General features: G+C 56.7%; 21 protein-coding genes. 6 read left to right on the forward strand and 15 right to left on the reverse strand.

The window, feature by feature from the left end; genetic code table 11:
* Positions 1-62: 62 nt before the first annotated feature.
* Entirely contained in the window at positions 63-2243 is a 2181-nt protein-coding gene (locus FIV00_RS06725; RefSeq protein WP_152500020.1) for a methyl-accepting chemotaxis protein, read from the forward strand.
* A gap of 107 nt (positions 2244-2350) precedes the next feature.
* Here FIV00_RS06725 and iolB read toward each other — a convergent pair whose 3' ends face one another.
* The 8 genes from iolB to FIV00_RS06765 all read right to left on the reverse strand — a co-directional run bounded on the left by iolB (position 2351) and on the right by FIV00_RS06765 (position 11949).
* Complete coding sequence (iolB, locus tag FIV00_RS06730) at positions 2351-3172, reverse strand: 5-deoxy-glucuronate isomerase (protein WP_152500021.1); 822 nt, start codon at positions 3170-3172, stop codon at positions 2351-2353.
* Positions 3169-4065: a myo-inosose-2 dehydratase gene (gene iolE / locus FIV00_RS06735; protein WP_152500022.1), complete on the reverse strand. Its 897-nt coding sequence runs from the start codon at positions 4063-4065 to the stop codon at positions 3169-3171. The genes iolB and iolE overlap by 4 nt, the downstream gene beginning before the upstream one ends.
* 22 nt (positions 4066-4087) lie before the next feature.
* Positions 4088-5926, reverse strand: coding sequence for a 3D-(3,5/4)-trihydroxycyclohexane-1,2-dione acylhydrolase (decyclizing) (gene iolD, locus FIV00_RS06740; RefSeq protein WP_152500023.1), 1839 nt, complete (start codon positions 5924-5926; stop codon positions 4088-4090).
* Positions 5923-7869 carry a 5-dehydro-2-deoxygluconokinase gene (gene iolC / locus FIV00_RS06745; RefSeq protein WP_152500024.1) on the reverse strand — a complete coding sequence of 649 codons (1947 nt, stop codon included), beginning with the start codon at positions 7867-7869 and terminating at the stop codon, positions 5923-5925. Before iolC ends, iolD begins: the two co-directional genes overlap by 4 nt.
* Before the next feature lie 32 nt (positions 7870-7901).
* Positions 7902-8693: an ATP-binding cassette domain-containing protein gene (locus FIV00_RS06750; protein ID WP_152500025.1), complete on the reverse strand. Its 792-nt coding sequence runs from the start codon at positions 8691-8693 to the stop codon at positions 7902-7904.
* A gap of 1 nt (position 8694) precedes the next feature.
* Positions 8695-9828, reverse strand: coding sequence for an ABC transporter permease (locus FIV00_RS06755; RefSeq protein ID WP_152500026.1), 1134 nt, complete (start codon positions 9826-9828; stop codon positions 8695-8697).
* 194 nt (positions 9829-10022) lie between these two features.
* Entirely contained in the window at positions 10023-10964 is a 942-nt protein-coding gene (locus FIV00_RS06760) for a sugar ABC transporter substrate-binding protein (protein ID WP_152500027.1), read from the reverse strand.
* Positions 10965-11106: 142 nt separating this feature from the next.
* Entirely contained in the window at positions 11107-11949 is an 843-nt protein-coding gene (locus FIV00_RS06765; protein ID WP_152500028.1) for a MurR/RpiR family transcriptional regulator, read from the reverse strand.
* Positions 11950-12066: 117 nt separating this feature from the next.
* On the opposite strand from FIV00_RS06765, the gene iolG reads away from it, so the two are divergent.
* From iolG to FIV00_RS06790, 5 genes are all read left to right on the forward strand, one after another.
* Complete coding sequence (gene iolG / locus FIV00_RS06770) at positions 12067-13068, forward strand: inositol 2-dehydrogenase (protein ID WP_152500029.1); 1002 nt, start codon at positions 12067-12069, stop codon at positions 13066-13068.
* Between the two features lie 88 nt (positions 13069-13156).
* On the forward strand, positions 13157-14278 hold the full coding sequence (locus FIV00_RS06775; protein ID WP_152500030.1) for a Gfo/Idh/MocA family protein: 1122 nt from the start codon (positions 13157-13159) through the stop codon (positions 14276-14278).
* Positions 14279-14569: 291 nt separating this feature from the next.
* Positions 14570-15178 (forward strand): NAD(P)H-dependent oxidoreductase, encoded by a 609-nt coding sequence (locus tag FIV00_RS06780; RefSeq protein WP_247649406.1) that lies wholly within the window; start codon positions 14570-14572, stop codon positions 15176-15178.
* Positions 15178-17076 (forward strand): monovalent cation:proton antiporter-2 (CPA2) family protein, encoded by a 1899-nt coding sequence (locus FIV00_RS06785; RefSeq protein ID WP_152500032.1) that lies wholly within the window; start codon positions 15178-15180, stop codon positions 17074-17076. Before FIV00_RS06780 ends, FIV00_RS06785 begins: the two co-directional genes overlap by 1 nt.
* A gap of 22 nt (positions 17077-17098) precedes the next feature.
* The gene (locus FIV00_RS06790) at positions 17099-17773 is read left to right on the forward strand and encodes a DsbA family oxidoreductase (protein ID WP_152500033.1); all 675 of its coding nucleotides are present in this window, start codon (positions 17099-17101) and stop codon (positions 17771-17773) included.
* Positions 17774-17857: 84 nt separating this feature from the next.
* Here FIV00_RS06790 and FIV00_RS06795 read toward each other — a convergent pair whose 3' ends face one another.
* From FIV00_RS06795 to FIV00_RS06825, 7 genes are all read right to left on the reverse strand, one after another.
* Positions 17858-19759 carry a beta-galactosidase gene (locus tag FIV00_RS06795; protein ID WP_152500034.1) on the reverse strand — a complete coding sequence of 634 codons (1902 nt, stop codon included), beginning with the start codon at positions 19757-19759 and terminating at the stop codon, positions 17858-17860.
* An 8-nt stretch (positions 19760-19767) separates the two neighbouring features.
* Positions 19768-20607 (reverse strand): SMP-30/gluconolactonase/LRE family protein, encoded by an 840-nt coding sequence (locus tag FIV00_RS06800; RefSeq protein WP_152500035.1) that lies wholly within the window; start codon positions 20605-20607, stop codon positions 19768-19770.
* Positions 20608-20612: 5 nt separating this feature from the next.
* Entirely contained in the window at positions 20613-21227 is a 615-nt protein-coding gene (locus FIV00_RS06805; RefSeq protein WP_152500036.1) for a 2-dehydro-3-deoxy-6-phosphogalactonate aldolase, read from the reverse strand.
* Positions 21224-22144, reverse strand: coding sequence for a 2-dehydro-3-deoxygalactonokinase (locus FIV00_RS06810; RefSeq protein WP_152500037.1), 921 nt, complete (start codon positions 22142-22144; stop codon positions 21224-21226). Before FIV00_RS06810 ends, FIV00_RS06805 begins: the two co-directional genes overlap by 4 nt.
* Positions 22141-22905, reverse strand: coding sequence for an SDR family NAD(P)-dependent oxidoreductase (locus tag FIV00_RS06815; protein WP_152500038.1), 765 nt, complete (start codon positions 22903-22905; stop codon positions 22141-22143). The genes FIV00_RS06810 and FIV00_RS06815 overlap by 4 nt, the downstream gene beginning before the upstream one ends.
* A gap of 62 nt (positions 22906-22967) precedes the next feature.
* On the reverse strand, positions 22968-25046 hold the full coding sequence (locus FIV00_RS06820) for an alpha-galactosidase (RefSeq protein ID WP_152500039.1): 2079 nt from the start codon (positions 25044-25046) through the stop codon (positions 22968-22970).
* Between the two features lie 54 nt (positions 25047-25100).
* Positions 25101-25949 carry a carbohydrate ABC transporter permease gene (locus FIV00_RS06825; RefSeq protein ID WP_152500040.1) on the reverse strand — a complete coding sequence of 283 codons (849 nt, stop codon included), beginning with the start codon at positions 25947-25949 and terminating at the stop codon, positions 25101-25103.
* Position 25950: the final 1 nt, after the last annotated feature.

Raw genomic sequence — 25950 nt, forward strand, 5'->3', positions numbered from 1 at the left:
CTTACCTTTGCCGGGAATTTCGGGCTGATGAAACCAAAAATACCACTAAGGAAGGGACGAAAATGGCTTTCCGTCTCGCAAGAAAAATACCCGCGATGGTCGTTGGGGCTGCCGCAATTGTTGGCGTCGGCATCGGCTTGGCCAGCTATTTCACATCTGTGGCCAGTATCGATGAATTGACCAAGCAAAGGCTTTTGGCGGCAGCTGAAACCGGTTCAGCGGAAATCCGCGCCTACCTGGAAACGATTGAGCATCAACTTGTTTTGATAGCCGAGAACCCGGGAACGGTCACCGCAGTCCACGAGTTTTCGGCTGCGTGGCAGGAAATGTCCGAGGAAGGGGTAAATCTGGAGACCGCGCTTCAGGATGCCTATATCTCGAACAATCCGCACCCGACTGGAGAGAAAGATAAGCTTTACGCCGCAGATACCGGCACAGCTTATGATGACGTCCACGGCAAATACCATCCTTGGTTCCACAAGCTTCAGCAGGATGAAGGCTATTATGACGTCTTCCTGTTCGATACCGACGGCAACCTTGTCTATTCCGTATTCAAGGAATTGGACTACGCGACCAATTTCAAGGCAGATGGTGGCAAGTGGGCCGGATCTGACCTCGGCGAAGTGTTCCGGAAGGCTATGACGATTACTGCGCACAGCGATGTGGCGTTTGAAGATTTCGCACCCTATGGCCCAAGTTATGATGCACCCGCGAGTTTCATGGCACACCCTGTTGTTGACAGCGACAACAACACTGTAGGCGTATTGGCGTTTCAGATGCCCGTTGACAAGATCAATGAGCTGATGCGTCACAATCTTGGTCTGGGCACCACGGGTGAACTTGTGTTGATCGGCGAAGACGGGTTGATGCGGAACGACACCACTTACACCCCAGATGTCAACGATATCTTGACCACCAAGATCGAAGGCGCGGTGATTGACGAGGCAAGGGCCAATGGTGAAGCCTTCGGTTACGCCGAACTGCACCGCGGTGAATTGATGGATGTCGAGGCCATCACGTTCGACTATCAGAACAACGAATTTCTTCTCCTGGCCTTGCAGTCCTACGAAGAAGCATCTTTGCCGATCGTCGCTTTGCGCAATCGTATGCTTATGGCTGGTCTGGCTCTGCTTGCTATTGCTGCCGTCGCGGGTCTGTTTGCCGCTCGTACGATTACGTCTCCAATCAACCGGTTGGTGAACGCGATGAGTGCCCTCGCAGCTGGTGACCTGAGTGTCGAGATCGAAAGTGCGGATCGCACAGATGAGATCGGAGATATGAGCCGCGCAGTTACTGTCTTTAAGGACAATGCCATCCAGAGGCAGGAACTTGAAGCCAATGCTCGCGGAGAACGAGATCGCGAACAAGAACGTCAGGAGTATCTTGAAACGCTCATCTCTGAGTTCCAGGGAACCATGTCGGAGCGGTTGGCCACAGTATCCGATCAAATGGGATTGATGCGTGGAGCAGCAGCGACACTTGATGAACTTGCCACAAATGCCAGGTCGGAATCCGATGTTGCCGGCAATGCCTCAAAAAGTGCTTCTGAAAGTGTTGCCACCGTTGCGGCCGCGACCGAGGAAATGACGGCGACGGTTCAGGAAATCGCCAATCAGACCGAAACCACGTCTCGGATCGTACAGGAAACTGTGGAAGCTGCTGAAGCGACCAACAAGGATGTGCAGACCCTGTCCGATGCCGCTGAACACATCGGCAGTGTTGTCAATCTGATCCGGGATATTGCCGAACAGACCAATCTGCTTGCTCTTAACGCAACCATCGAGGCGGCGCGCGCCGGTGAAGCTGGACGCGGGTTTGCTGTTGTTGCTTCGGAGGTCAAGGACCTGGCGGAGCAGACTTCTAAGGCGACGGACGAAATCTCCGGTCGCATTACCGGTATTCAGGGCTCGGTCAAAGATGCAGCAGGTGCCATCGGACATATTGCTGAGAAGGTTGATGAGATCAGAAGTCTGACCAGCTCTGTGGCCGGTGCCATCGAAGAACAGCGTGCAGCCAATCTGGAAATTGCCCGTTCGGCCAAGTCAGCCAGCGACAGTACGGGTGATGCCGTTACCAGCATGTCATCCGTATCGAATGTTGTGCTCCAGACTTCCGAGGAAGCGGTTTCCGTGAACTCGGCGTCTGATCTCGTCTCTGAGGCCAGCTCAAATCTGGCAGAAGAGGTCGAACGTTTCCTTGCCAGGGTTTCCGGTGACAGGGTCGAGGATCGAAGTGCGGCGTGACGGCTGCACGACGATCGGAGTGAAAAATCAAGGGTGCCTCCGGGCACCCTTTTTGGTTTTCCTGGAACGCGCCGGAAGTGTTGCCAGGACGTCTCGCTAAGGAGGTCTTAGCCAGCATCCCGCTCGGCGATCCAGTCATGGTCTGGATGGTTTTGAAAGCGCCATTTGCGCATCGGGCCCGCCATGACATTCAAATAGTACATTTCATAGCCATAAGGTGCGCCGCAAGGGTGGTGACCTTTCGGAACCAACACGACATCATGACTGTTCATGGAAATGGTCTCGTCCAGCGTTCCGTCTTCAGTGAAAACTCTTTGGTGCCCATAGCCCTGATCCGGGTTGAGACGGTGATAATACGTCTCTTCAAGATAGGTCATGTCCGGAAAATTGTCCTCGTCGTGCCGGTGAGGTGGATAGGACGACCAGTTGCCTTGAGGGGTGAAGACTTCCGTCACCAGGAGACTGTCGGCAACATCCGTTTCTTCCATGGCAATCGGGAAAATGTAGCGCGTGTTGGCGCCTTTACCACGTGTGACCTTTTCCGGTATCGGCAGAACCCGAGCCTTGTGGCCGCCTTTCCCCGGTGCGGTACACACGCCAACGGTGCAGTCGGTCGTGGCCGTTGCCGACCAGGTGGTTTCGTTTGGCACGTAGACGCTGTGTGGTGGCAGTTGCTCGAAAACGTTCATGCGCTCACCCTGCTCACCGAAGTCTTCTCCACCTGCAGAGACGCTGGCCTTGCCTTCGACCATGACCAGGATCACCTCTCGGTCCCCAGTCGCTTCGCTGGCCGTCTCACCCGCTTTCAGGCGATAGAGGGAGAACCCGACATATCCCCAGTCCGGCGACTTCGGTCCTTTTGCGCTTTCAACGGTGATGTCATGAACCTTGCCGCTTGCACCGGACGGTTTTCGAAGGAGGTCGCTCATGTTAGTTCCAACTCATTCGCAATGGCCTTGAGCGTATTAAGTCCCAGGCTCTGGTATTTGAACGGATTGTGGACCTCAGGGTCCTGCTCAGCCTCAATTACAATCCAGCCCTGATAACCGGCTTCTTTCAGGATCGTCAAAAGGGGATGAAAATCAATGCCACCTTCATGGTCACCCGGCACGGTGAACACACCTGCCCGGACACCATCCATGAAGGAGCTGCCGTTCGCTCTGATGTCCTGCATCACGGCAGGCCGGACGTTCTTGGCGTGGAAGTGGCCGACCCTGTCGATGTAAGTCTTCAGGACCGGTGCCGGGTCCTCGCCTTTGCTGCCGAAATAGCAGTGACCGGCATCAAAAAGCAGTTTCGTCGCCGGGCCGGTTGCGGCCATGAACGCATCGATTTGCGAAGGGGTTTCGACAACGGTTCCCATGTGGTGGTGATAGACAAGATCAATGCCTTGCTGCGCGCAAAAGGCTGCAAGTTCCTCCACCTTAGCGCCAAAAGACTTCATCTCATCTGCGCTCAGTACCGGGCTGGTGGAAATATCTACATCAGACCCTTGAATGGTGTTTGAGGTTTCGCAGGCTATGCAAACCTTGCAGCCATTGTGCTTCAGTTTGTCCAGATGCGGCTGGATCGCCTTCTTCTCGTCCTCAACCGACTGGGCTAGGAGATTTAGTGAGTACCAGCCGGATATGAACTTCAGGCCATGACTGGCGAGCAACTGTCTGAGCTCCTCCGGGTCGTCCGGCCAACGGTGTCCGTTTTCGATGCCGTCAAAGCCGATTGTTGAAGCTTCCTGCAGGATCTGCTCCGTAGGTATGTGCGCACCGAGCGTCTGGTCGTCATCGTTTGCCCAAGCAATCGGGTTTGCGCCGTAAAGGATCATGTTTTCTTGTCCCTGATGAGGATTAGTCGGCTCGTTGATCTTTGAGCGCAGCCAAATAGGTTTCGCGTGCTTCTTTGACCTGGGGCCGGTCGGAAACCTCTGGAACGGCAACGTCCCACCAATGACCACCTCCTGCTTCACCTGGGCCGTGCATCGGATCGGTGTCGATCACGATCACAGTTGGAACCTGCCGCTCGCGGGATGCCAGGATTTGCGTTTCCAAGTCTGCAATGTCCTTCGCCTTTACCGCATGTGCGCCCATGGACGATGCATGAGCAACAAAATCGATCTCAGGCTGCACTTCAATATTGGCGCTTCGATAAAGATTGTTGAACTCGGCCCCACCGGTCCCCAGTTGCAGCCGGTTGATGCAGCCAAAACCACGGTTGTCGGTCAGGACAACCGTGAAAGGGACCTGACGCATAACAGCCGTCGCAAGTTCGGAGTTGGCCATCATGTAAGAACCGTCGCCGACGAAGCAGACAACGTCTCGATCAGGTTGCGCAAGCTTGACACCCATGGCACCGGCGATCTCGTAGCCCATACAGGAATAGCCATATTCCATGTGATAGCCGCCCTGGGGTGCTTGCCACAAAAGCTTGAGCGCACCCGGCATGGTTCCGGCGGCGCACATGGCAATGGTCTTCTCGTTCGCCGTGCGTTGAACCGCGCCGATCACCTCTGCATCAAGTGGCAGGTAGTCTTCTGATACATCGGTTCGGGCGCTGCAGTGTGCATCAATCTTTGCAAGCCAATTGAGACGGGACTGCGGATCAAAAGCGCCAGACCGGTGATCCTTGAGTGTTGCGGACAGTCGCTCAAGGCAGACCTTGGCGTCACCGACAAGACCGATCGCGCCGTGTTTGTCCGCGTCATAGCCTTGAACGTTGATCGACACCAGTTTGCGACTTGGGCCTTTGAAAAGCGCCCATGAACCAGTCGTGAAGTCCTGAAATCGTGTGCCAACGCCGATGACAAGATCGGCCTTTTCCGCCAGTTCGTTGGCGGACGCGGCGCCATCGACCCCGGCAGCACCAAAATTCATCGGATGAGACTGTGCCAGCGCAGATTTGCCTGCCTGGGTTTCGATAATCGGTATGGCATGTCGGATTGCAAAATCGGCAAGCGTTTCTTCGGCCTGCGAATAGACGACACCGCCACCACAAACAAGCACGGGGCGTTTCGCGGTCTCGATCAGGGCCGCAACGTCGGCGACATCCCGGTTGTCCGGTTCGGGGCGCCGAATGCGCCAGACCTTGGGTTCAAAGAAACTATCAGGATAGTCGAAGGCTTCGGCCTGAGTGTCCTGACAGAAGGAGAGCGTGATCGGGCCGCAATTGGCCGGGTCGGTCATGACGCGGAACGCACGCGGCAAGGCGGTAAGCAGCTGCTCCGGGCGAGAGATCCTGTCGAAATAGCGGGATACGGGTCTAAAACAGTCATTGGCGGAAACCGTGCCGTCGTCGAAATCCTCAACCTGCTGCAGCACGGGATCCGGCGCTCGCCCTGCAAAGATGTCGCCAGGGATCAACAGAACCGGGAGGCGATTGACATGAGCAAGTGCTGCCGCGGTGACCATATTGGTTGCGCCCGGTCCGATCGAGGACGTGACTGCCATAGCGCGCCGACGCTGCTTTGCCTTGGCGTATGCAATGGCTGTGTGCGCCATAGTTTGCTCGTTCTGGCCACGCCAGGTCGGCATCGTGTTGCCGGCATGCTCCAACGCTTCGCCGAGGCCTGCGACATTGCCATGACCAAAAATGGCCCAGATGCCGTCGATGAAACGTTCGCCGTCTTCGGTCATCTGTGCCGAGAGATATCGGACCATGGCCTGCGCCGCGGTGAGGCGGATGGTGTTCATGCAGGTATTCCTTGATATTCAAAAGACTGCGAATGCGCGCGCGCTTTGTCCCAGATCCGGCAAAGGCGCTCGAACCTGTTGCTCATTTCAGCGATGGCGTCTTCATTGCCAAGCTCACCGGCAAGCCACTTGCGTGCCGCGTCAGCAAATATGGTTCGGCCGACGGCAAAGCCTTTGACGAGTTCAAATTGTGCCGCTTCCGAAAAGCTTGCAGCCAGTTGGTCTTCCGGCGCATCCAAACCGAGGATTACGATGCCGCGGGTATTCGGATCGTTGTCGGTAATCGCCGCGCAAGCGCGGGACCAGGCCTCTTTTGTTGTGAGGGGCTCCAGCTTCCACCAGTCGGGATAAATGCCTATCTCGTAGATGCGGCGAATGACTTTGGCGGTCGTGTCATCATCAACAGTGCCAACCTTTGATGGAATGACTTCCAAAAGAAGTTCCAGACCATTTCGCCTGCAGGCGGCAAAGAGACGTTTCAAGACGTCCTCCTGCAGGGCCTTCAAGTCTTCGGCGTCGTCAGGGTGATAGAAGCACAGCACCTTGACGACATGTTCTACCGGCCATTCGGCCAGGCCACCGAAATCGGGGCCGATTTCCGGTTCCAGGCTCAAGGGGCGTGACGCTGGCCATTCAACAGGGTGTCCGATCCACAGTCCTGTGCCGGCAGCTTTATAGAGGGCATCGCGTCCCAGCCGGCTGTCGCACAAAATGCCGTAGCCGGGTTTTCCATCGGCAACCTTGAGCGCCGCATCGAGACACAGGTTCTTGAAAAAGCCCAGATGTTCGTGCGTAACACCGGCTTCATCGGCCATCTGTTCCAGCTGTATCCTGTGATCAAATGCAAAAACGCGCATGGTGGACCAGTCGCCGCCATGAGACGTGTGCCGGTTGGTGGCCCAGTGGATCTGGTCCAGTTCCTTGTCTTTGCGCAAGGCCTTGTCCTTGACGCCGCGTTTGATGAAAAACTGGAGTTCTTCCCAGCTGGGATAAGCTGGCGTACAGCCGTGTCTGGAGACTGCGAAAGCGCCGCACGCATTGGCATAAGTCAGGGAAGTGACCCAGTCACAGCCTGTGATCCAGCCTTTGAGGAGACCGGACATGAAACCGTCACCAGCTCCAAGGACGTTGAATACCTCGATCGGGAAGCCTGGTCCGGAAATGCCGTCATCGAGGCTTGAGGGAATGTTCTGTTCGAATGCCACAGCACCCATGGGACCACGCTTGCAGACGAGCGTTGCCTTGGAAACCGCCCTGACGTTCCTCAAAGCCTGCAACGTATCTGTGGTGCCGCCGGCAATGTGAAATTCTTCTTCCGTCCCGACAATCAGGTCGAACAGCTCCAGGGTCGATTGCAGTTTTGCTGTGACTTCATCTGAGGCGATGAAGCGGTTCTCCCCGTCGCCGTGACCGGAGAGACCCCAGAGATTTGGTCTGTAGTCTATGTCGAGGGCCGTCTTGCCACCTGATTCACGCGCCAATTTCAGCGCCTTCAGCACTGCTGCTTCCGTCTTTGGGTGGCTCAAATGCGTGCCGGTCGCGACGATAGCTTTGGCAGAGGCAATAAAGTCCGGGTTGATGTCATCTTCACAGAGCGCCATGTCCGCGCAGTTCTCACGATAGAAAATCAATGGGAACTGTTCCTGATCCCGAATGCCCAGGAGGACAAGCGCGGTCAACCGGTCCGGGTCGGTGACGACACCTTGGGTGTTGACCCCGTGGCGTTCCAGTTCCTCCTGGACAAAGCGGCCCATATGTTCGTCGCCAACCCTGGTGATCAGGCCGGACTTGAGACCCAAACGGGCTGTGCCTGTCGCCATGTTGGTGGGCGAGCCGCCGATATACTTGTTGAAGGACGACATGTCCTCCAACCGGCCACCCACCTGGGCTCCATAAAGATCGACCGAAGACCGACCGATCGTGATGACATCAAGTTCTTTCACGTGTGCATTCCGTCCGTTGTGAGACCAGTTTTTTACACGGTTCCTCCGAGGGATCCTTCGAGTTGAGCGAGTTCCTGTCCGCCAGCCATTAATTCCTGGAGTTCTTCTGCCTTGATGTCGCCGCGCTCGGCTGTTCCGAGGGTTTTCCCGCGGTTGAGCACGGTAAACCGGTCTCCGACGGCCATGGCATGGCGGACATTGTGGGTGATGAAGACAACGCCGATGCCCTTTTTGCGGACCTTGTCGATTGTGGCGAGCACGTTGGAGGTCTGTCGCACACCGAGGGCGGATGTCGGCTCATCGAGAATGAGCACCTTTGCCCCGAAATAAACCGCCCTGGAAATGGCGACCGTCTGGCGTTCCCCGCCCGACAGGGTGCCAACGGCCTGGTCGGGCGAGCGCAGGTGAATGCCCATCTTGGCCATCTCGGCCATGGTGACCTCGTTGGCCTCGGCAAAGTCGAAGAACTTGAACGGGCCGACGCTCTTTCTGGGCTCGCGGCCCATCCAGAAGTTCCGGGTCACCGACATCAGCGGGATCATCGCCAGATCCTGGTACACCGTGGCAATGCCGGCCTCCATGGCATCGCGGGGCGTTGAGAAGGCCATCTCCTTGCCGTCGATCAGGATCTTGCCGCGGGTGGGCTTGTGCACACCGGACATGGTCTTGATGAAGGTGGACTTGCCGGCGCCGTTGTCGCCGAGCAGGCAATGACACTCGCCGGCCTTGACGGAGACGGAGACGCCGTTGAGGGCAATCACCGGCCCGAAATGCTTCTCGATGTCGACCAGTTCGATCAGGGGAGCTGTGTTTGCATCGGGCATCTCAACGTTCTCCTGTGATCATGCGGCGGATATAGGTGTTGAGGATCACCGCAAGCAGCAGGATCACCCCGAGGAACACTCTGAAGAGCGAACTTTCCACGCCGGCAAAGAACAGGCCCTGCTGGACGACGCCGAAGATCAGCGCGCCAAGGGCGGCCCCGATGACCGAGCCGTAGCCGCCGGTCAGAAGTGCGCCGCCGATCACCACGGAGATGATCGCCTCGAACTCCTTCAACAGACCGCGGTCGGCAGCCGCCGAGCCGAACTCCATCACCTGACAGGTGGCAAAGACGGTGGCGCAGAAGGCGGTGAACATGAACATGGAGATCTTCACCCGGCTGACCGGCACACCGACATAGCGGGCGGCCTGGGCATCCCCGCCGGAGGCAAAGATCCAGTTGCCGAAGCGGGTGCGGGTCAGAAGAATGTGGCCGAAGATGATGAGGGCAATGGCCCAGATCATCAGCATGGGAATGCCCTCGACCACGGGCAGGCCGGCCTTGGGGCCGGCCACGAAGGTGCCGACAAGGCCCAGATCCGCCAGCCAGACGAACACTCCGGAAAAGACCTTGCCGCCGAACAGCCAGGCGATCGGGTCGCCCTCGGCAACATCCTTGACGCCGCCGATGATGGTCTTGCGGGTGGTGGCAATGGCAATGAAGATCGTCAGCCCGCGCAGGATATAGAGGAAGGCGAGCGTGACGATGAAGGAGGGCAGGCCGGTCTTGATGACCAGATAGCCGTTGAGGGCGCCAATGCAAAGGGACAGGGCGAAGGCGACCAGAATGGCGAACCAGACGGGAAAGCCCCATTGCACGCTCATGAGAGCGATGATGATGCCGGAAAAACCGATCATGGAGCCGACGGACAGGTCGAACTCGCCGGCGATCATCAACAGGCAGGCGCCGACAGCGATGATGGCGAACTGGGCAGAAACGGTGCCCCAGTTGATGATGCCTTCGGCGGCGAACATGCCGCTGTCGCTGGCTATGCCGAGGAAGAACATGAATACGAGAATGGTGCCGCAAATGGCGCCGAGCTCTGGGCGGATCAACGCCTTGCGCATGCGAGACATCTCGCGGACGCGTTCGTCTTTCTCTGGTTCTGGTGGGGCTGCCGTTTGGGTCTCAGCCATGATGTCCTCCTGCGTGCCGGTGTGGCCGGCCGCCTTGAGAAGCAGGAAAGGCCCGCTCCCATGCGGCCCGGCCGCAGAACAATGTTCTGGATGAAGCGCGCTCGACTTCGACAAAGGAGCGCTTGGGTTACGTTCTTGAGAAGGGAGAGGCGGCAGGACCGCCTCTCCAGTCGACCGCTCGGGCGGCCACTGCCTTAGCGGTACTCGCCGGCGAATTCTTCAACCTTCGCCAGAGCGTCCTTGGTGATGAAGCCCGGGCCGGAGTTGATGTTGTTGCCCGGAAGCACACCATAGCGCTGGTAGTTGGCCAGAACGATCACCGGCAGGTAGGCCTGCAGGAACGGCTGCTGGTCAATGCCCCACTGAATGGTGCCGTCCTTGATCGCCTTGACGATCTCGGTGCCCAGATCAAAGGTGCCGAAGTAGATGTCGCCGGCCTTGCCCATTTCCTGAAGCGCCTGGATGGTCGGGTCCGCGGAGGTCGGGCCGAGCGTCAGGACAGCTTCCGTGTCCGGGTTGGCCAGAAGATACGCCTTGACCTTGTTCTTGATCTCGGCCGGATCCTGGCCACTGTCGATCATGCTGGTGCCCAGATCCACACCCAGACCGTCGGCAAAGCCGCGGCAGCGCTCGCCAACCACAGGGTTGGAGACAACGTGGTTGACACACAGGAACGAGCCAACGCCATCACGCTTGGCGCGCTGACCGGCTGCAAGACCGGCATCATACTCAGGCTGGCCGACATACATCAGCGCACCAACATCGGCTGCTTGCTCAGGCGTGCCGGAGTTGATGATGATCACGGGAACACCCTTAGCAACCGCGTTCTGGATCGGTCCGGACAGAACGTCAGGATCGGCAAGCGTGGTGATGATGCCATCCGGGTTGGACGCAGCCGTCTGCTCGATGATGCGTGCCATGTCGGCAATGTCGCCTGTCGGCGGATTGCGATACTCAACCTCTGCCCCAACCTGCTCGCCAGCAAGTGCAAGGCCGTTCTTGATCGTGTTCCACCAGCTGTCGCTGTCAGGCGCATGGCTCACAAGAACAAAACGCTCGCCGTCCGCAACTGCCGATCCGCTCACACCCGTAAACGCAATGGCGGCCGTCGCAAGCGCAATCAATGTCTTCTTCATTAGTTCCTCCCAAAACAAACCTCGCGGTTCAGACATCTTTCTGTCCGCGATTTCAAAACTCGGCGTGGCTCGAGATCGAAAAACCACTTTTGGAATTTAAATTCTATTTTTTTCTCATTGCAACAGAAATTTTCCAAAAAAGTCATTTCCGGTTTCGTTCAGCCCCAACAGAGACTGCCAGAGCGATCGCAAGCGAAAGGCTTGCTGACAATGCGCGAAAGTCGCCGACATCAAGTTCGGAGACAAGCAACTGGATGGCCTTCAGGCGGGCAAGCGGGCTTGTGACCACATCTGTGATCGCCACAATATCGGCCCCGGATGCGCGGGCGCTGGTGGCCATGTCGATTGTCATTTCCGTATAGGGCGCAAAGGTCACAGCAATGACCGCATCGTTTGGGCGGATCAGGTGTTCCATATTGATGTTGGCGATGCCGGAATGGAGGACCGCCGGCACATCCATTTTTTCAAACGCGTAGGCAAGGTAGGAGGTGACCGGAAAGGCTCGGCGAAAACCGATCATGTGAATAGTTTCCGCCCGGGACAGCACATCGACCGCCTGTTGCAAAGCCGAAGAATCCACCGTTGTCAGCAGATTTTCCAGCGACGCTCTTCCGACCTCGACAAATTCGGCCAGTAACGCAGAAGGAGATTCCGTGCCATGGTCGCGAAGCTTGGCGAGGCGGGTCGCATAGTCGGGCCATTTCTGGGAATAGTGCGAGCGGAACAACTTCTGCATCTGCGAGAAGCCGGAGAATCCCATCTCCTGGCAAAATCGCATGACGGCAGATGGCTGAACGTCAGCCCCTTCTGCAAGTTCGGCGACCGTTGAAACGGCGACCCGGTCCGGGTTTGCGGCAATGAAATCGGCAAACTGTTTGAGCCGCTTGGGAAGCCGGTCTGCGGAACTGCCTAGCCGATTGAAGAACCCATCGACTGTTTCAGGGGCGGCGGATGCAGAAAGTTGCTCCGGGCTCATATCGTTCATCTATTTCTTCTTTTCCTGCTTGACACATTCCGTATAAAGTGATTTTGGAATTTTTATTCTGAATTGGCAAGGCGTTGGATCTGCTCGCGTGCTGCCGTCCATCCGGGAGGAAAACAAATGGCAACTCAGGTCGCTCTGCTGGGAGCAGGACGGATTGGCAAGGTGCACGCAAAAGCCATCGGCGCGGTTGATGGAGCAATGCTCGTCGCCGTCGCCGATGCCTTCCCGGAGGCTGCGGAAGCGCTGGCACAAGCTTATGGCGCACGTGTTGCAACGATTGACGAGATTGCGGCGGCCGGTGATGTCGATGCGGTGATCATATGCACGCCAACAGACACACATGCGGATCTGATCGAACAGTTTGCAAAAGCCGGTAAGGCGATCTTCTGCGAAAAGCCGATCGACCTGTCCATAGAGCGCGTCAAATCCTGTCTCCAGACGGTTGAAGACCATGGTGCGACTCTCATGTTGGGATTCAATCGCCGTTTTGACCCGCATTTTTCTGCTGTGCGCGACACCATCTTGGAAGGCCGTATCGGCGATGTTGAGATGGTCCAGATCACATCGCGTGACCCAGGCGCGCCACCTCCGGGATATATCCAGTCCTCTGGCGGGATTTTTCGCGATATGGCTGTTCACGACTTCGATATGGCAAGATTTCTGCTCGGCGAGGAATTCACCACCGTTTATGCAACCGGCTCGGTTCTGGTCGATCCTGAAATCGGCAAGCTTGGCGACTACGACAGCGCAACCATCGTGCTGACAACAGCGTCCGGCAAGCAGTGTTCGATATCCAACTCGCGCCGCGCGGCCTACGGCTACGATCAACGGATTGAAGTGCATGGATCCAAGGGAGCTGTTTCCGCCGAAAATCAGCGCCCGGTTTCCATAGAGGTCGCGACCGAGGATGGATACCTGCGCCCGCCTTTGCATGATTTTTTCATGACGCGCTACACCGAGGCCTATGCCGCGGAAATCAAGGCGTTCGTAGAAGCCATCGAAAACGGAACACAACCATCTCCAACCGGTGAGGACGGACTGAAATCGCTCATTTTGGGTGAGGCTGCATTGAAATCCGTGGCCGAGCGGCGCGCTGTCGGAACGGATGAAATCCAATAGAGACTGCAGACTTCGATCCCCGTGAAAGAGGCGTGTCGGCACGCTCTTTTGTCAAATTCGGCAGCAGAATTTTCAGGAGAACCGGGATATGGATTCGCTCGGCATTGGTCTGATCGGCACCGGCTTCATGGGCAAGTGTCACGCGCTCGCCTATGGTTCGGTGAAGGCGGTCTTTGGAGACGTTCCCGACATTCAGCTGGAGGTTTTGTGTGATGTTCCGGCAGACAAGGCGGAAGTTCTTGGCAATCAGTTCGGGTTTGCACGCTCTACAGACAACTGGGAAGACCTGATAGCCGACCCGAAGGTCGATATTGTCTGCATCACGACACCGAACAAAGTGCACAAGGAAATGGCTATGGCCGCGCTGGATGCCGGCAAGCATGTGCATCTGGAAAAGCCGATGGCACTGACGCTGCAAGATTCGACGGCAATGCTGGAGTTGGCGAGCAAAACAGGTGCCAAGACGATTGTCGGCTACAACTATCTCCACAATCCGGCAATTGCACATGCACGCAAACTGATTTCGGACGGTGCCATCGGTCGCATCGTGCATTTTCGCGGCATGGTCGATGAAGATTATCAGGCAGATCCGGATCTTGCCTGGACCTGGCGCGCCACCAGGGAAGGGGCAGGGCTCGGCACGCTTGGAGATCTTGGCTGTCATCTGATCTCGCTGGCGGTCGCCATGGTCGGACCGATCGAAAGCCTGATCGCGGAGACCAAAACCGTACATGTGACACGGCCAATGGGCGATGGATCGGATGAACACAGGCCAGTCGAAAACGAGGACATTGCCTCGGCGCTGTTGACCTTTGCAAATGGTGTTCATGGTGTCTTTTCAACCTCCCGCAGCGCCTGGGGCCGCAAGAGCTACATCTCCTTTGAGGTCCATGGAACGGAAGGCATGATCACGTTCGATCAGGAGCGTATGAACGAGTTGCGGCTCTATCAGAACAAGGGTCCTCTGTCCGAGCAAGGGTTCAAGACCATGCTGAGCGGGCCCGCGCATCCACCCTATGGTCAGTTCGTGCCAGCTCCCGGTCACCAACTTGGGTTCAACGATCTCAAGGTGATTGAAGCCAACGAGCTGTTGCGCGCAATTCAGGACGACCGCCCTGCAGTGCCGTCTTTTTCAGAAGCACTTCATTTCGAAGAGGTGATCCACGCGATTGCCCAATCCGGTGCAACCGGCAAGCCCGTGAAGCTTTGAAGTCGTCTTAAGCACGCGTCGGGCTTGCTTGATCTGACACTCTGAAGTCAGAACCTGCTCAATCGCTCCAGTTTGAATTCCCGATGATCCCCAACCTCAATCAACCGTTGGGGAGTGCGGACGAAATTGCCATCCTGAAGGCACACGCCGATTGTTCGCCGGTGACGTCCGACAGGCCCGATGTTTGTCTATCCAGGGTCAGGCGCTATACATTTTCAAGAAGCCCAACCGATGGGCGGGCACGACCCGCCTGGATCTCCATTCGATGATCGGGAGTTGCTCTTGGCCAAAGTGCTAGTTTTGTTTGCTCATCCCAGGCCCGACCGGTCTGAGGTGAATTTGCCCCTGTTTGAAACAGCGCAGAATGTTCAAGGTGTTACGGCGGTCGATCTTTACGCCAGATACCCCGACTTCAGTATCGATGTTGACAGTGAGCAAGCCCAGTTGATTGCACATGACGTGATTGTCTTTCAGCACCCACTCTATTGGTACTCGGCCCCATCGATCATGAAGGAATGGCAGGACCTGGTTCTGGAACACGGGTTTGCTTACGGCCTCCATGGCAAAGCCCTTCACGGTAAGACCTTCATGAATGCGATCACGGCCGGCGCTCTGTCCGAAGCCTATTCTACTGAGGGGATGAACCACGCTGATCTGCGCAGTCTTTTGGCGCCATTCGAGAAGACCGCCGACCTTTGTGGTATGCGTTATCTGGCTCCATTTGTGATGTATGGCGCAGGCCGCGCACTGGAAGACAGCAGGTTAGACATACACCGCAATGGCTATGACGACCTTCTGAAAGCTCTCGTCGCGGATCGGCTTGATCTGGACAAGGCCACACATGCTTCCGTGCTGACAGATGTCCTGGACGATTTCATCTTGAAAGGGGAGGCCGTCTGATGGGTCTCTTGGGCGACGCTTTCGTTTATTTGTGCGCAGCAGTCATTGCCGTGCCCATTGCCAACCGGCTCGGTCTCGGGTCCGTGCTCGGATATCTGATAGCTGGTGTTGTGATTGGTCCGATCCTGGGAATTGTCGGTAAGGAAACAGCTGACGTTCAACACTTTGCAGAATTTGGCGTCGTGATGATGCTGTTTCTGGTCGGGCTCGAACTGCGACCGGCGATGCTCTGGAAAATGCGGCAACAACTGATTGGCCTTGGCGGTCTACAGGTCGTCGGCACAACAGCCGTCTTTACAGGCATCGGCTACCTCTTCGGGCTATCCTGGCAAAGTGCGGTTGCTCTTGGAATGATCCTGGCTCTCTCCTCGACGGCAATCGTTCTACAAACACTGAACGAAAAGGGTTGGATGAAAACCCAGGGCGGTCAAAGTTCGTTTTCTGTCCTCTTGACCCAGGATATCGCCGTCATTCCGATGCTGGCTGTTCTGCCCCTTCTGGCTGCTGGCAACGGTGCCGGTCATGGTGGCGGCCATGGGTCTGACAGCCATGGCGATGCCGCAGCACATGGTGGTGAGGCGCTCGCCTCACTGCCAAGCTGGGCGCAAGCGCTGATCATTCTTGCTGTCATTGCGGCAATCATCATTGCCGGGCGTCATCTGCTGCGTCCGGTTTTCCGTTTCATTGCCGAAGCGCGTCTGCGGGAAATCTTCACGGCAACCGCGCTGTTACTTGTGATTGGAATTGCGCTCCTGATGGACTTTGTCGGTCTTTCGCCCGCTCTTGGAACGTTTCTGGCCGGCGTCGTCCTGTCCGACAGTGACTACCGACATGAGCTAGAAGCCGATATCGAGCCCTTCAAGGGTCTTCTGCTCGGTTTGTTTTTCCTGACAGTTGGTGCAGGTATCGACTTCGGATTGTTGTTCGGTGCGCCGTTGACGATCTTCGGGCTTGCAGTTGGGTTGCTTTCGGTCAAATTCGCTTTGCTCTTCGCACTTGGCACGATCTTCAAGCTCAAGGGCGCTGATCGATGGCTGTTTGCGCTCGGATTGGCGCAAGCTGGTGAATTTGCCTTTGTCTTGTTCGGATTTGCAGCGGGCAGCGGCGTCCTGGAAACGGGCCTTCTCCAGACCATGACGCTCGTGGTGGCCATTTCGATGGTTCTTACACCCGCTCTTTTCATTTTCTATGAAAAAGTGGTCGCGCCGCGTGCGGTCGCAACTTCGGACCGGGAGCCGGACAAAATCGACAGCCGAGGACGTGTCGTCGTTGCCGGCATGGGGCGATTTGGACAGATCGTCTCTCGCATGCTTTTGACCAGCGGCTATGATGTGGTCATTCTCGATCATGATCCTCAAACCATCGACAATCTCTCCCGGATTGGCATTCGGACATTCTATGGAGATGCGACACGGCCGGATCTCTTGCATGGTGCCGGACTGGAGGATGCAGATCTTTTCATTGCCGCCGTCGATGACCGCGACAAGCAAACCCTGATGGTGGAACATGTTGCCAAGACCTATCCCAATGTGAAGATCCTGGCGCGGGCCAGAGACCGGCATCATGTCTATGAGCTGGAAAATGCCGGCGCGCACTATGCCGAACGAGAAGTGTTCGAGGGAGCCTTGGCACTTGGTCGGCGCGCCTTCACCGAACTTGGCCGCCACCCCTTCCGGTCTCGGACCAAGGCACAGGAGTTCCGTCATCACGATCTTGCGATGCTCGACGATCTTCGTGCCAATTACAATGACGGCGGCGTCGACACGTCCTATATCGATGCGATGCGAGCCCATTCCGATACGCTGTTCGAGATCATGCGGGTTGACCGCGGCGACGAACGGCACGAACGCACGGAACGGGGCTGGAACCCACCGCCGAAAGGTGATGCGACTTTGTAGTGGGTCGCAAAGGAGAAATCTGATGACAGACGCAACCGGTCAGGAAACTGACCCCGTTCTGCAAATCGACATCGTGTCCGATGTTGTCTGCCCGTGGTGTATTGTCGGCTTCAAGCAACTCGAACGGGCCATCGCGATGACTGGCGTTTCTGCAGCCGTGAAGTGGCACCCGTTTGAACTCAATCCGGACATGGCTTCGGAAGGTGAGAACCTCAAAGAGCACATCATGCGCAAATACGGTTCCACGGAGGAGCAGTCTCAGGCCGCGCGGGAGCGCTTGACGGATGTCGGCAAAGAGCTTGGTTTCGATTTTCACTTCACCGATGACATGCGGATGGTCAACACTTTCAAGGCCCATCAGCTCATTCATTGGGCAGGTCCACAAGGCAAGGAGCACCAGCTTAAGATGGCGTTGTTCCAGGCCTATTTTCAGGAACGCAAGGACCTCAACAACGATGAGGTGCTTGCCGACGTGGTGGCTGACATCGGATTAGACCGCAGCGAGGCACTGGACGTTTTGCAGGACGGTCGCTTTGCAGAAACAGTTCGCCAGGAAGAAGCGTTCTGGACTGGAAACGGCATTCACGGGGTTCCCGCGGTTATTTTTGAGCGCAAGCACCTGGTCAGCGGCGCTCAGGGGGCCGAGAACTACGCCTCGATCATCCAGCAGCTTGTGACCGAAAAGGCTGCAGAGTGAAGTTGCAACCCGGATATCCGGGTTTCACATCTTGATGGACGCTGTTTCTTTTTGCGGTTGCCGGTCCCAGCAGGTCCGAAAACTTCAGAGCCTTTCGAACAGAACACCGGCGGCATCGATCCGGCCAGCCGGTGTATCTGAAGGTGAAGCTCCGTAGTTCGTCCAGATCCTGATGTTGCCTGCGTCGCGGCAGCGGACGCCTCCGGAAAGGTCGAAGGTTTCAATACCTGCCTCATCGCAGAGCATCTTGAAAACCCGTTTCCAGGCTATGCCATCGCACCAGCCGCCGACATAGGTCAGATTGTCTTGTCGCATGGCCGCAATCTGCCCGTCCTCGAGCTCCAGAAACGTTTCGGCGGCACCTTCCAGTTCTTCGCGATAAGAGACAAAGTTTCCGCCGCCCTTGAGGGGCATGGGCATGTCAGGGCGCATGCTTTCAACACGTGCTACCGTGACTTCAAGGCCCGGCATGTCTGGAGGAAGCGGCACAGGTATGACCATGTCCGCATTGCGTGCGGCTGTCCGTGGCCCGAGCACGACTTCTGCATTGCTTTCGGCGAGAGCCTTTTTGAGGTCCTGCGACATATAGATCAATCCGGGTGCGGCGACGATCTGATAACCGGCAAAGTCACGTGTTTCGCCTCGCAAAATATCAACGGAAAGTCCCAGGCCGCGGAGTGCCTTGTAAGCTTCGAAGACAAGCTGAAAATAGCTCAGGCCAGCACCATGTGGCTGGGTTGCCCAGGCAAAGTCAGCGTCATAGTCAAAAATCAATGCGACAGGAGCTGGTGAAGTCTCCACATCAGGAGCGTCGTGCAGTTCGTCCCGGACCTGCCGTGCTTCGATCAGGGCAGGTGCATCGGCATTGTCGGGGCGCAGCATGCCGGCATGCATCTGTTCCTGCGCAAACGGGGCTTGTCGCCAGCGGAAATAGCAAACGGCCTCAGCGCCATGTGCATAGGCTTCCCATGCCCACAGCCGCATCATGCCAGACAGCGGCGCCGGATTATACGGCGCCCAGTTGACCGGCCCGGGTTGTTGCTCCATCACCCACCAACGTCCGTTGCCGGCCGCTCGATAGAGATCATGGTGAAATGCCTGAAAGTCCGGATCGCCTTGTCGGGCATAAAGGCGCTGATGCTCGGAAGTTGCGCCGACACGGTCTTCCAGGAAGCCGAGGGGATAGCTGTCCCAGGTTGCAATATCCAGGTCATCGCTTACCTTGAAATGGTCGAACTCCGTGATACGCCCCATGAAATTGTGACTGATCGGTGCGTCGGAGTAGCGGCGAATGATGTCAACCTGACGCTTGTTGAACGCAACGACCTGATCGGATGAGAACCTGCGGAACGCCAGGCTGTGGGACGGGTTGGGTTCGGTTACGGTCAGATTGGGCAGGTCGATTGAGTCAAAGGATGCGTATTCCATTGACCAGAAGACATTGCCCCATGCGCGGTTCAGAGCTTCGATCGAGCCGTAACGTCGTGCCAACCAGAGGCCAAATGCCTTTTTCGCTGCGTTTGAATAAGACAGCACGGTGTCATGGCACCCATACTCGTTGTCGGTTTGCCAGGCCGCGATATAGGGACTGTCGCCATAACGTTCGGCAAGGAGTTGCGCGATCCGATCACTTTCGAGCTGAAAGCCTTCGTGCGAGAAACAGTAGTGGCGCCGGGATCCGAATTTGCGTGGATGACCATTTACATCAACCGCCAGCATGTCCGGGTGCTTTTCGACCATCCAATGAGGTGGGGTTGCAGTCGGAGTGCCGAGCACGACCTTCAAGCCCGCCTTGCCGAGCACTTCAATTGCTCGGTCGAGCCAGTCGAATTGCAGATTGCCTTGGGTTGGTTCAAGCCGGGACCAAGCGAACTCGCCAATCCGGACCCATGTCAGTCCGGCATCGGCCATGCGCCTTGCGTCGGCCTCCCAGATTTCCTCCGGCCAATGCTCCGGATAATAGCAGGTGCCCAGGGTGCGTTTCATTACGTTGCCTACAAAATGATCCGATGTTCGAGCTGACCACGGGTGCCGGTCTGGGCAAAAAAGGTCTTTCCCTCGTCTTCACCGCTCAGGTCGACCGCCGCAGAGGTCGCAAAGAGTGTTTGCAGCTCTGCCCCGCCAAAGGCCGGACAGGATATCTGTTTGGCAGGGAAACTAATTTCCTCGACAAACTGGCCTTCAGGTGAATACCGCGCGACACGATTTGCGCCCCATTGAGCGTTCCACAAATACCCTTTGCTGTCGACCACCGCCCCATCGGGATTCAAGTTGTCACCGGTAAGGTCGACAAACAGTTTGGGTGTTCCTGTTGGCCAGCCCTGGTCGTCCAACATCACCTGCTGGATCGTCTGGGTATCCGTGTCGGAGAAATAGGCCTTGTTGCCATCGGGTGCGAAACAGATAGCATTGGTAATGGTGATGCCACTGAAAAGCTTGCGCAGCTCTCCTTTGTAAAAGCGATAGATGGATCCGGCACCGGCTTCCGCCTCAATGCCCATGGTACCGATCCAGAAACCGCCTTTCGGGTCTGCACGGCCATCATTGGACCGGGTCACCCGATTGTCTGCTTCCATGTCGCATAGCTTCATGGATGTTTTTGTGTCGAGATTGAAGAGGAACAGTTTGCTCGCGCTTGCGATCAGGAGTTCTGTCTTGCTCACCCAACCGGCCGCAGAGACATATTCATCGAATTCCCAAGATTTTGCCCTGCCGTTTTCCTGGGACATAAGCTTTTTGTTCAATACGTCGAACCAGAACAATTGCTGTCGTTCAGGATGCCAAAGCGGACCTTCGCCGAGCTTGCACTGGCGTTCGTCGAAAATGGTTGTCATTGAAATTACTCGCTGGCTGTAACGGCCATGTCATAGGCGGATACGATTTTTTGGGCCCGGTCTTCGATCTCATCGACCGTAAACCCGGGCTTGAACAGAGCCGTTCCGATGCCAAAGCCCGCGGCGCCAACTTTGATCCATTCAGCAAAATTATCCGGCCCAGCGCCACCTACAACGTAAGTTGCCGTGCCCTTGGGTAAAACCGCCAAAAGTGCTTTCAATCCGTCAGGGCCGACGAGGGACGCGGGGAAAAACTTCAAGCCATCTGCGCCATTGCGCAGAGCCGTGAAACTTTCCGTTGGTGTCATGACGCCCGGGAAAGATGACATGCCTTCTGCTTTGGTGGCTCTGATGACTTCGGGGTTGCAGTCCGGTGAAACGATCAAAGTGCCACCCGCAGACTTGACATTGCGCACCTGTTCCGGCTCCAGAACTGTACCTGCACCGATCTCCGCATCGCCGCCAAATGAGGTAACCATGGCCTCGATGCTTTTGAGCGGATCGGGTGAGTTGAGAGGCACTTCTATGCGGGTTATGCCCGCGGCAATCAGGCATTCTGTGACAGGCAGTGCCTCGTCAGGTGTCAGGCCCCGCAAGATGGCGATCAGATTGCGGCTCATGATGTCTCCCTTGCATAGCAAGAAAAGGCGAGGGTCAAACCTCGCAAAGTGATGGATTCCGCGTCCAGCAACCTGGCATCTTGTCCAAGGCACTCCAGCGCGGCGTGATAGGTTCCGGCAATCTTGCTGCTGCCGAGAATAGCAACATCCACAAGGTCGAATTCGTCCCTGATGGACGCAAGTTCAGCACCGATTAATAATCCGGACAAACGACCGGTGGCTTCTGCGGGGGTCTGGCCGGCCACGAGGCTTGCCGCGCGAATGCCGAACAATTCGGAAGCGAAGACCTTTGGATCCTGGAGAACACACAGGACGGCATTCTTGAACGCGCCAGTGTCGAATTCAGATTCGGACAGACCATGGCGAAGTACGGATCGATGTCGATAGAGCGCAAAGGTTTCACCGGTCATGCAGGTCCGGAAGCGTTCAACAACCCCAGATTTGAGCTTGACCCATTTTGTATGTGTGCCGGGCAGGCACAACGTTCCGGAAAAACCCGGCTGATCCGCCAGGAAACCGGCGATTTGGGTTTCCTCGCCGCGCATGACATCTGCCGGCTTCAATTGCTTGAGGCCCGGGAGGATATGCACATCGAGCCGAGGGTCCGCGGTCTTAACGCGTGTTGCGTCAGCTATCGAAGGGGGCGGGCAGGGCACAGACTTATAGGGCGCTTCAGCCCAGCCCTGACGCGAGCCGGCCATGCCACAAACCATGATCGGGACTTCGCCCCGAGCAGGCAGAATGTCCTCGATCAAGTCTAGCAATGCGGGCTCAAATTCTGCCGGCGCGAGTTTCCCCATACCCCTGTCGGAGCCGCGATGGATCAGGATCTCACCGGTATCGCTTAGCGCCCAGACGCGCAGGTTGGTGGTTCCCCAATCCGCAGCAATCCAGGAAATGTCGGTTTGTATTGTCATCCCGTCACCACGACACCACCGTCCACAACCAATGCCTGTCCGGTCATCGCCCGGCTGGTTTTGGAGGCAAGAAACAGAACCGGTTCAGCAATATCTTCCGGCGACAGCTCTTCCTTCAGGCATTGTCGATCAATGTGCGCGCCAAGTGCTTCCGGGGTCACCCAAAGATCCTTCTGCCTTTGAGTCAGAACCCAACCGGGAGCAACAGCATTCACTCGAATCTTGTCCGGTCCGAATTCGCGCGCCAGGCTGCGCGTCATCCCGTTGATGCCGGAATTGGCGGTGGTGTAGGCCGCGTAGCCGGCGTTGCCCATCATATAAGAAATCGAAGTGAAATTTACGATGGAGCCACCACCGGCGGCCTTCATGCCAGCGATCACATGCTGGCAAGCAAAGAAATAGGCCTTCAGGTTGATTGCCTGCGACCAGTCCCAGAATTCTTCGTCGACTTCCTCAGTCGCATGACGTTTGTCATTTGCTGCATTGTTCACCAGGACAGTCACCGCGCCATGAGCCTCGGCGGCATTGTCGATCGCGCCCTTCAGAGCAGGGATGTCGGTGATGTCGCATGAGACGAAAAGTGGCCTAACGCCGTGTTTTTGCTCCATCTCGTCACAGAAATCAGTGGCATCTGACCGCTGCACAAATGCAACTTTGGCACCTTGAGACATGAAGGCATCGGTCAATGCTGCTCCAATGCCGGAACCGCCACCGGTGATGAAGACCGAAGCACCGTCAAGATCCGGAAATGTAGCGTGCATGGGACCAATGCCTTTGTTTGTGTTGACGGCCTTCGCCGATGAATTCAGGTGCGCCTTAACGCCTAGAGCCTCTGACCTTCCAGGACCCAGATTGTCTCCGGGAAGCGCCAGGGAAGGATAAGGCCATGTGTCATGAGGTAGCGTCCGCTGACCTCGATGTCTTTTTCTTTCAAGAGTGGATTGCCGCGGGAGAGCCTCGGAGCTTCGTTCCTATTGGCAAGGGAAACGCTGTACATCGCGTCCGGATCCAGTCCTGTCAATCGAACAGGGTGTGGAAGGATCTGGTCGGATGTGCGTGCCAAAACCGCAAACACGACGAAACGATTACCGTCTCTTGCCATTTGTTGTTCGGCTATGACAGCGGGATCGGAACTGTCTAGGCGATGGATGTCTGCCTGCATGGTCCAGTCCCGATTGGCTTTCCACCAGTTGGTGGCATCGCACAGGGTGGCTGTCTCGGCATCGTCCAGTTCGCGTGGGTCCATCTCGAATCCCATATGCCGCTGGGCTGCGGTCCAGGCGCGCAGTTTCATGTCGAGGACGCGGCCTGATGTGTGACAGCGCCGCGGACCGACGTGCGAGCCTGTAACGGCTCCCGGTAGAAAGAGCGCTGCGTCATGCTGGATCCGCTGACGTTCCAGCGCATCGTTGCTGTCGGACAGCCACACACGCTGAGTGCGTTCCAGGATGCCGAAGTCGACACGGGCGCCACCGGAAGCACAGCTTTCGATTTCCACCTCGGGAAAGCTGGCGCGCAGCCGATCCAGAAGTTCATAGACACCAATCGTCTGTGCCGCTGCGACGATCGGCAGGACCCTGTTGTGATCCCATTTGATGTAACCGATATCGTTGCTTTTCAAGATGTCGGCGATCCGGTCATACAGATACGACCTGACATCCTCACGGGACATGTCCAGAACCAGCTGCTGGCGCCCGCGTGTTTGGTCCTTGCGGCCCAGAACCCAGTCGGAATGAGCTCGATAAAGATCACTGTCCTCGTTGATCATTTCCGGCTCGAACCAGATCCCGAATTCCATGCCGAGCGATTTGACGTGATCGATCAACGGGGTCAGACCATCGGGATATTTACGTTCATCGACGAACCAGTCACCCAGAGATGAAGTGTCGTCATCCCGTCGGCCGAACCAGCCGTCGTCGAGAACAAACCGCTCGGCTCCAAGTCCCGCCGCGTGGCTGGCGATGGATTTGAGCTCGCTGATCTTGTGATCGAAATAGACCGCTTCCCAGCAATTGTAGTGCACGGGCCTTGGCGATCTGGCACCCGTCACCATTCGGTCACGCGCATACCGCTGGAACTGGATTGCGGCTCCGTTGAGCCCTTCTGCCGAGTAGGTGGCGTAAAGGGGCGCGCTCTGGAAGGCCTTTCCCTTTTCCTTACTGGAAGAAGCGTGACCGAACTGAATGTGGCGTCGTCCGTCGGCCAGCTCTTCTGCGACCATCTTGTGACCGCCTGACCAGCCATAGTGGAACGAGTAGGCCTCTCCCTGGGTATTGGTGGTGGCACCGTTACAGACAATCAGGCCCGGAAAATGGGCATGATCCGTCCGTCCGGTCCGGTTGTCTCTGACACGTGCACCAGGTGAAAACGGAAGACGTCTGGTCAGGAATTCGGCGCACCATCGACCGGAAAACTCGATCATCTCACCTGTGTGCGCAGGCACTGGTACGACGGGAGCTGCCAGCCAGTCCACCAGGATGACATTGGTGCTTTCGAGCCGGGTCTGGAGTTTGAAGAGTGAAGCTTCGGCGGTCAGTGACAGGTCACATATAAGCGTCAGGCCATGATGACTGTCACTATATTCGAGTCTCAAACCGTTTTCAGTTGTGGTTTCGCTTTCGAACAGGAAGGCCGGAACCAGTATTTTGCCATCGGTATCACGAATCGACAGACCAGCATGGCCCGTAAATGTTTGTGATGCTTCCGGGCTCAAACTGATCCCTGCATTCCGATCCACCATTCCGCCAGTCACATCTGTGAGAGAGGCTGCGGCAAGTAGCTGGAGATCGTCTTTGCCCGGTAGAGCCGGGCCCCAATAGATCACTTCCGGCAGGCGGCCCGCAAAGCTGGCAAGAACCAGGCTTTGACGGGCATCACCAAGATGCCACGTCTTAGCCTGCATTTCCGGCCTTTCCTGTAGCTTCGATTATCGGCTGAAAAGCCCGGAGACCGTGGATCATTTCACGGCTCCGAGTGTCAGTCCGGCAATGAAGTGCCGCTGCATCAGAAAGAACATTGCGACTGGCGGCAGTGCAGCCACGAGTGAGCCGGCACTCATCAGGTGATAAGCGGCGCGATACTGTGCGTTGAAGGATGTGATGCCAGCAGTCACCGGTTGGCTCTCAACGCCTTGTGTCAACACGACGGCCCAGAAGTAGTCGTTCCAGATAAAGGTGAAGATGAGAACCGACAGTGCGGCAATGGCCGGCTTCATCAGCGGCAGAACAACAAACCAGAAGATCCGCCATTCCGCGATGCCTTCAACGCGCGCGGCTTCGATGAGCTCGAATGGCAGAGCGCGGATGAAGTTGCGCATGAAGAGCGTGCAAAAGCCGGTCTGAAAGGCAACATGAAACAGCACAAGGCCGGTAATCGTGTTGTAGAGACCCATCTGCAACGTCAGATCTCGCACAGGCACCATCAGGATCTGAAACGGCACGAAGTTGCCGGCCACGAACATGAAGAAGATCCAGATGTTCGACTTGAACTTGTATACTCCAAGCGCAAAGCCGGTCATGCAGGACAGGGCCACGGCCCCGATCACGGTCGGAATGGTGATCTTGAAAGAGTTCAAGAGATACTGCGGCATGTCCGAGCCGGTGAAAACCAGCGCGTAGTTGGTGAAGCCTTCAAAGGAAGACGGCCAGCCCCAGTAGTTTGCATTGACGAAATCCGCATCCGGCTTGACGGAGAAGATCGCGACCGCAATGAGAGGCAGCAGCCACAGGATCAAGGCAAGAGGCAGAAGACTTTGATAGGTGATCTGCCAGGCTCGTGGCGAGCGTTCAATAGGTGTCGGAAACATC

The sequence above is a fragment of the Labrenzia sp. THAF82 genome, assembly GCF_009363435.1.
GTDB classification, from domain to species: Bacteria; Pseudomonadota; Alphaproteobacteria; order Rhizobiales; family Stappiaceae; genus Roseibium; species Roseibium porphyridii.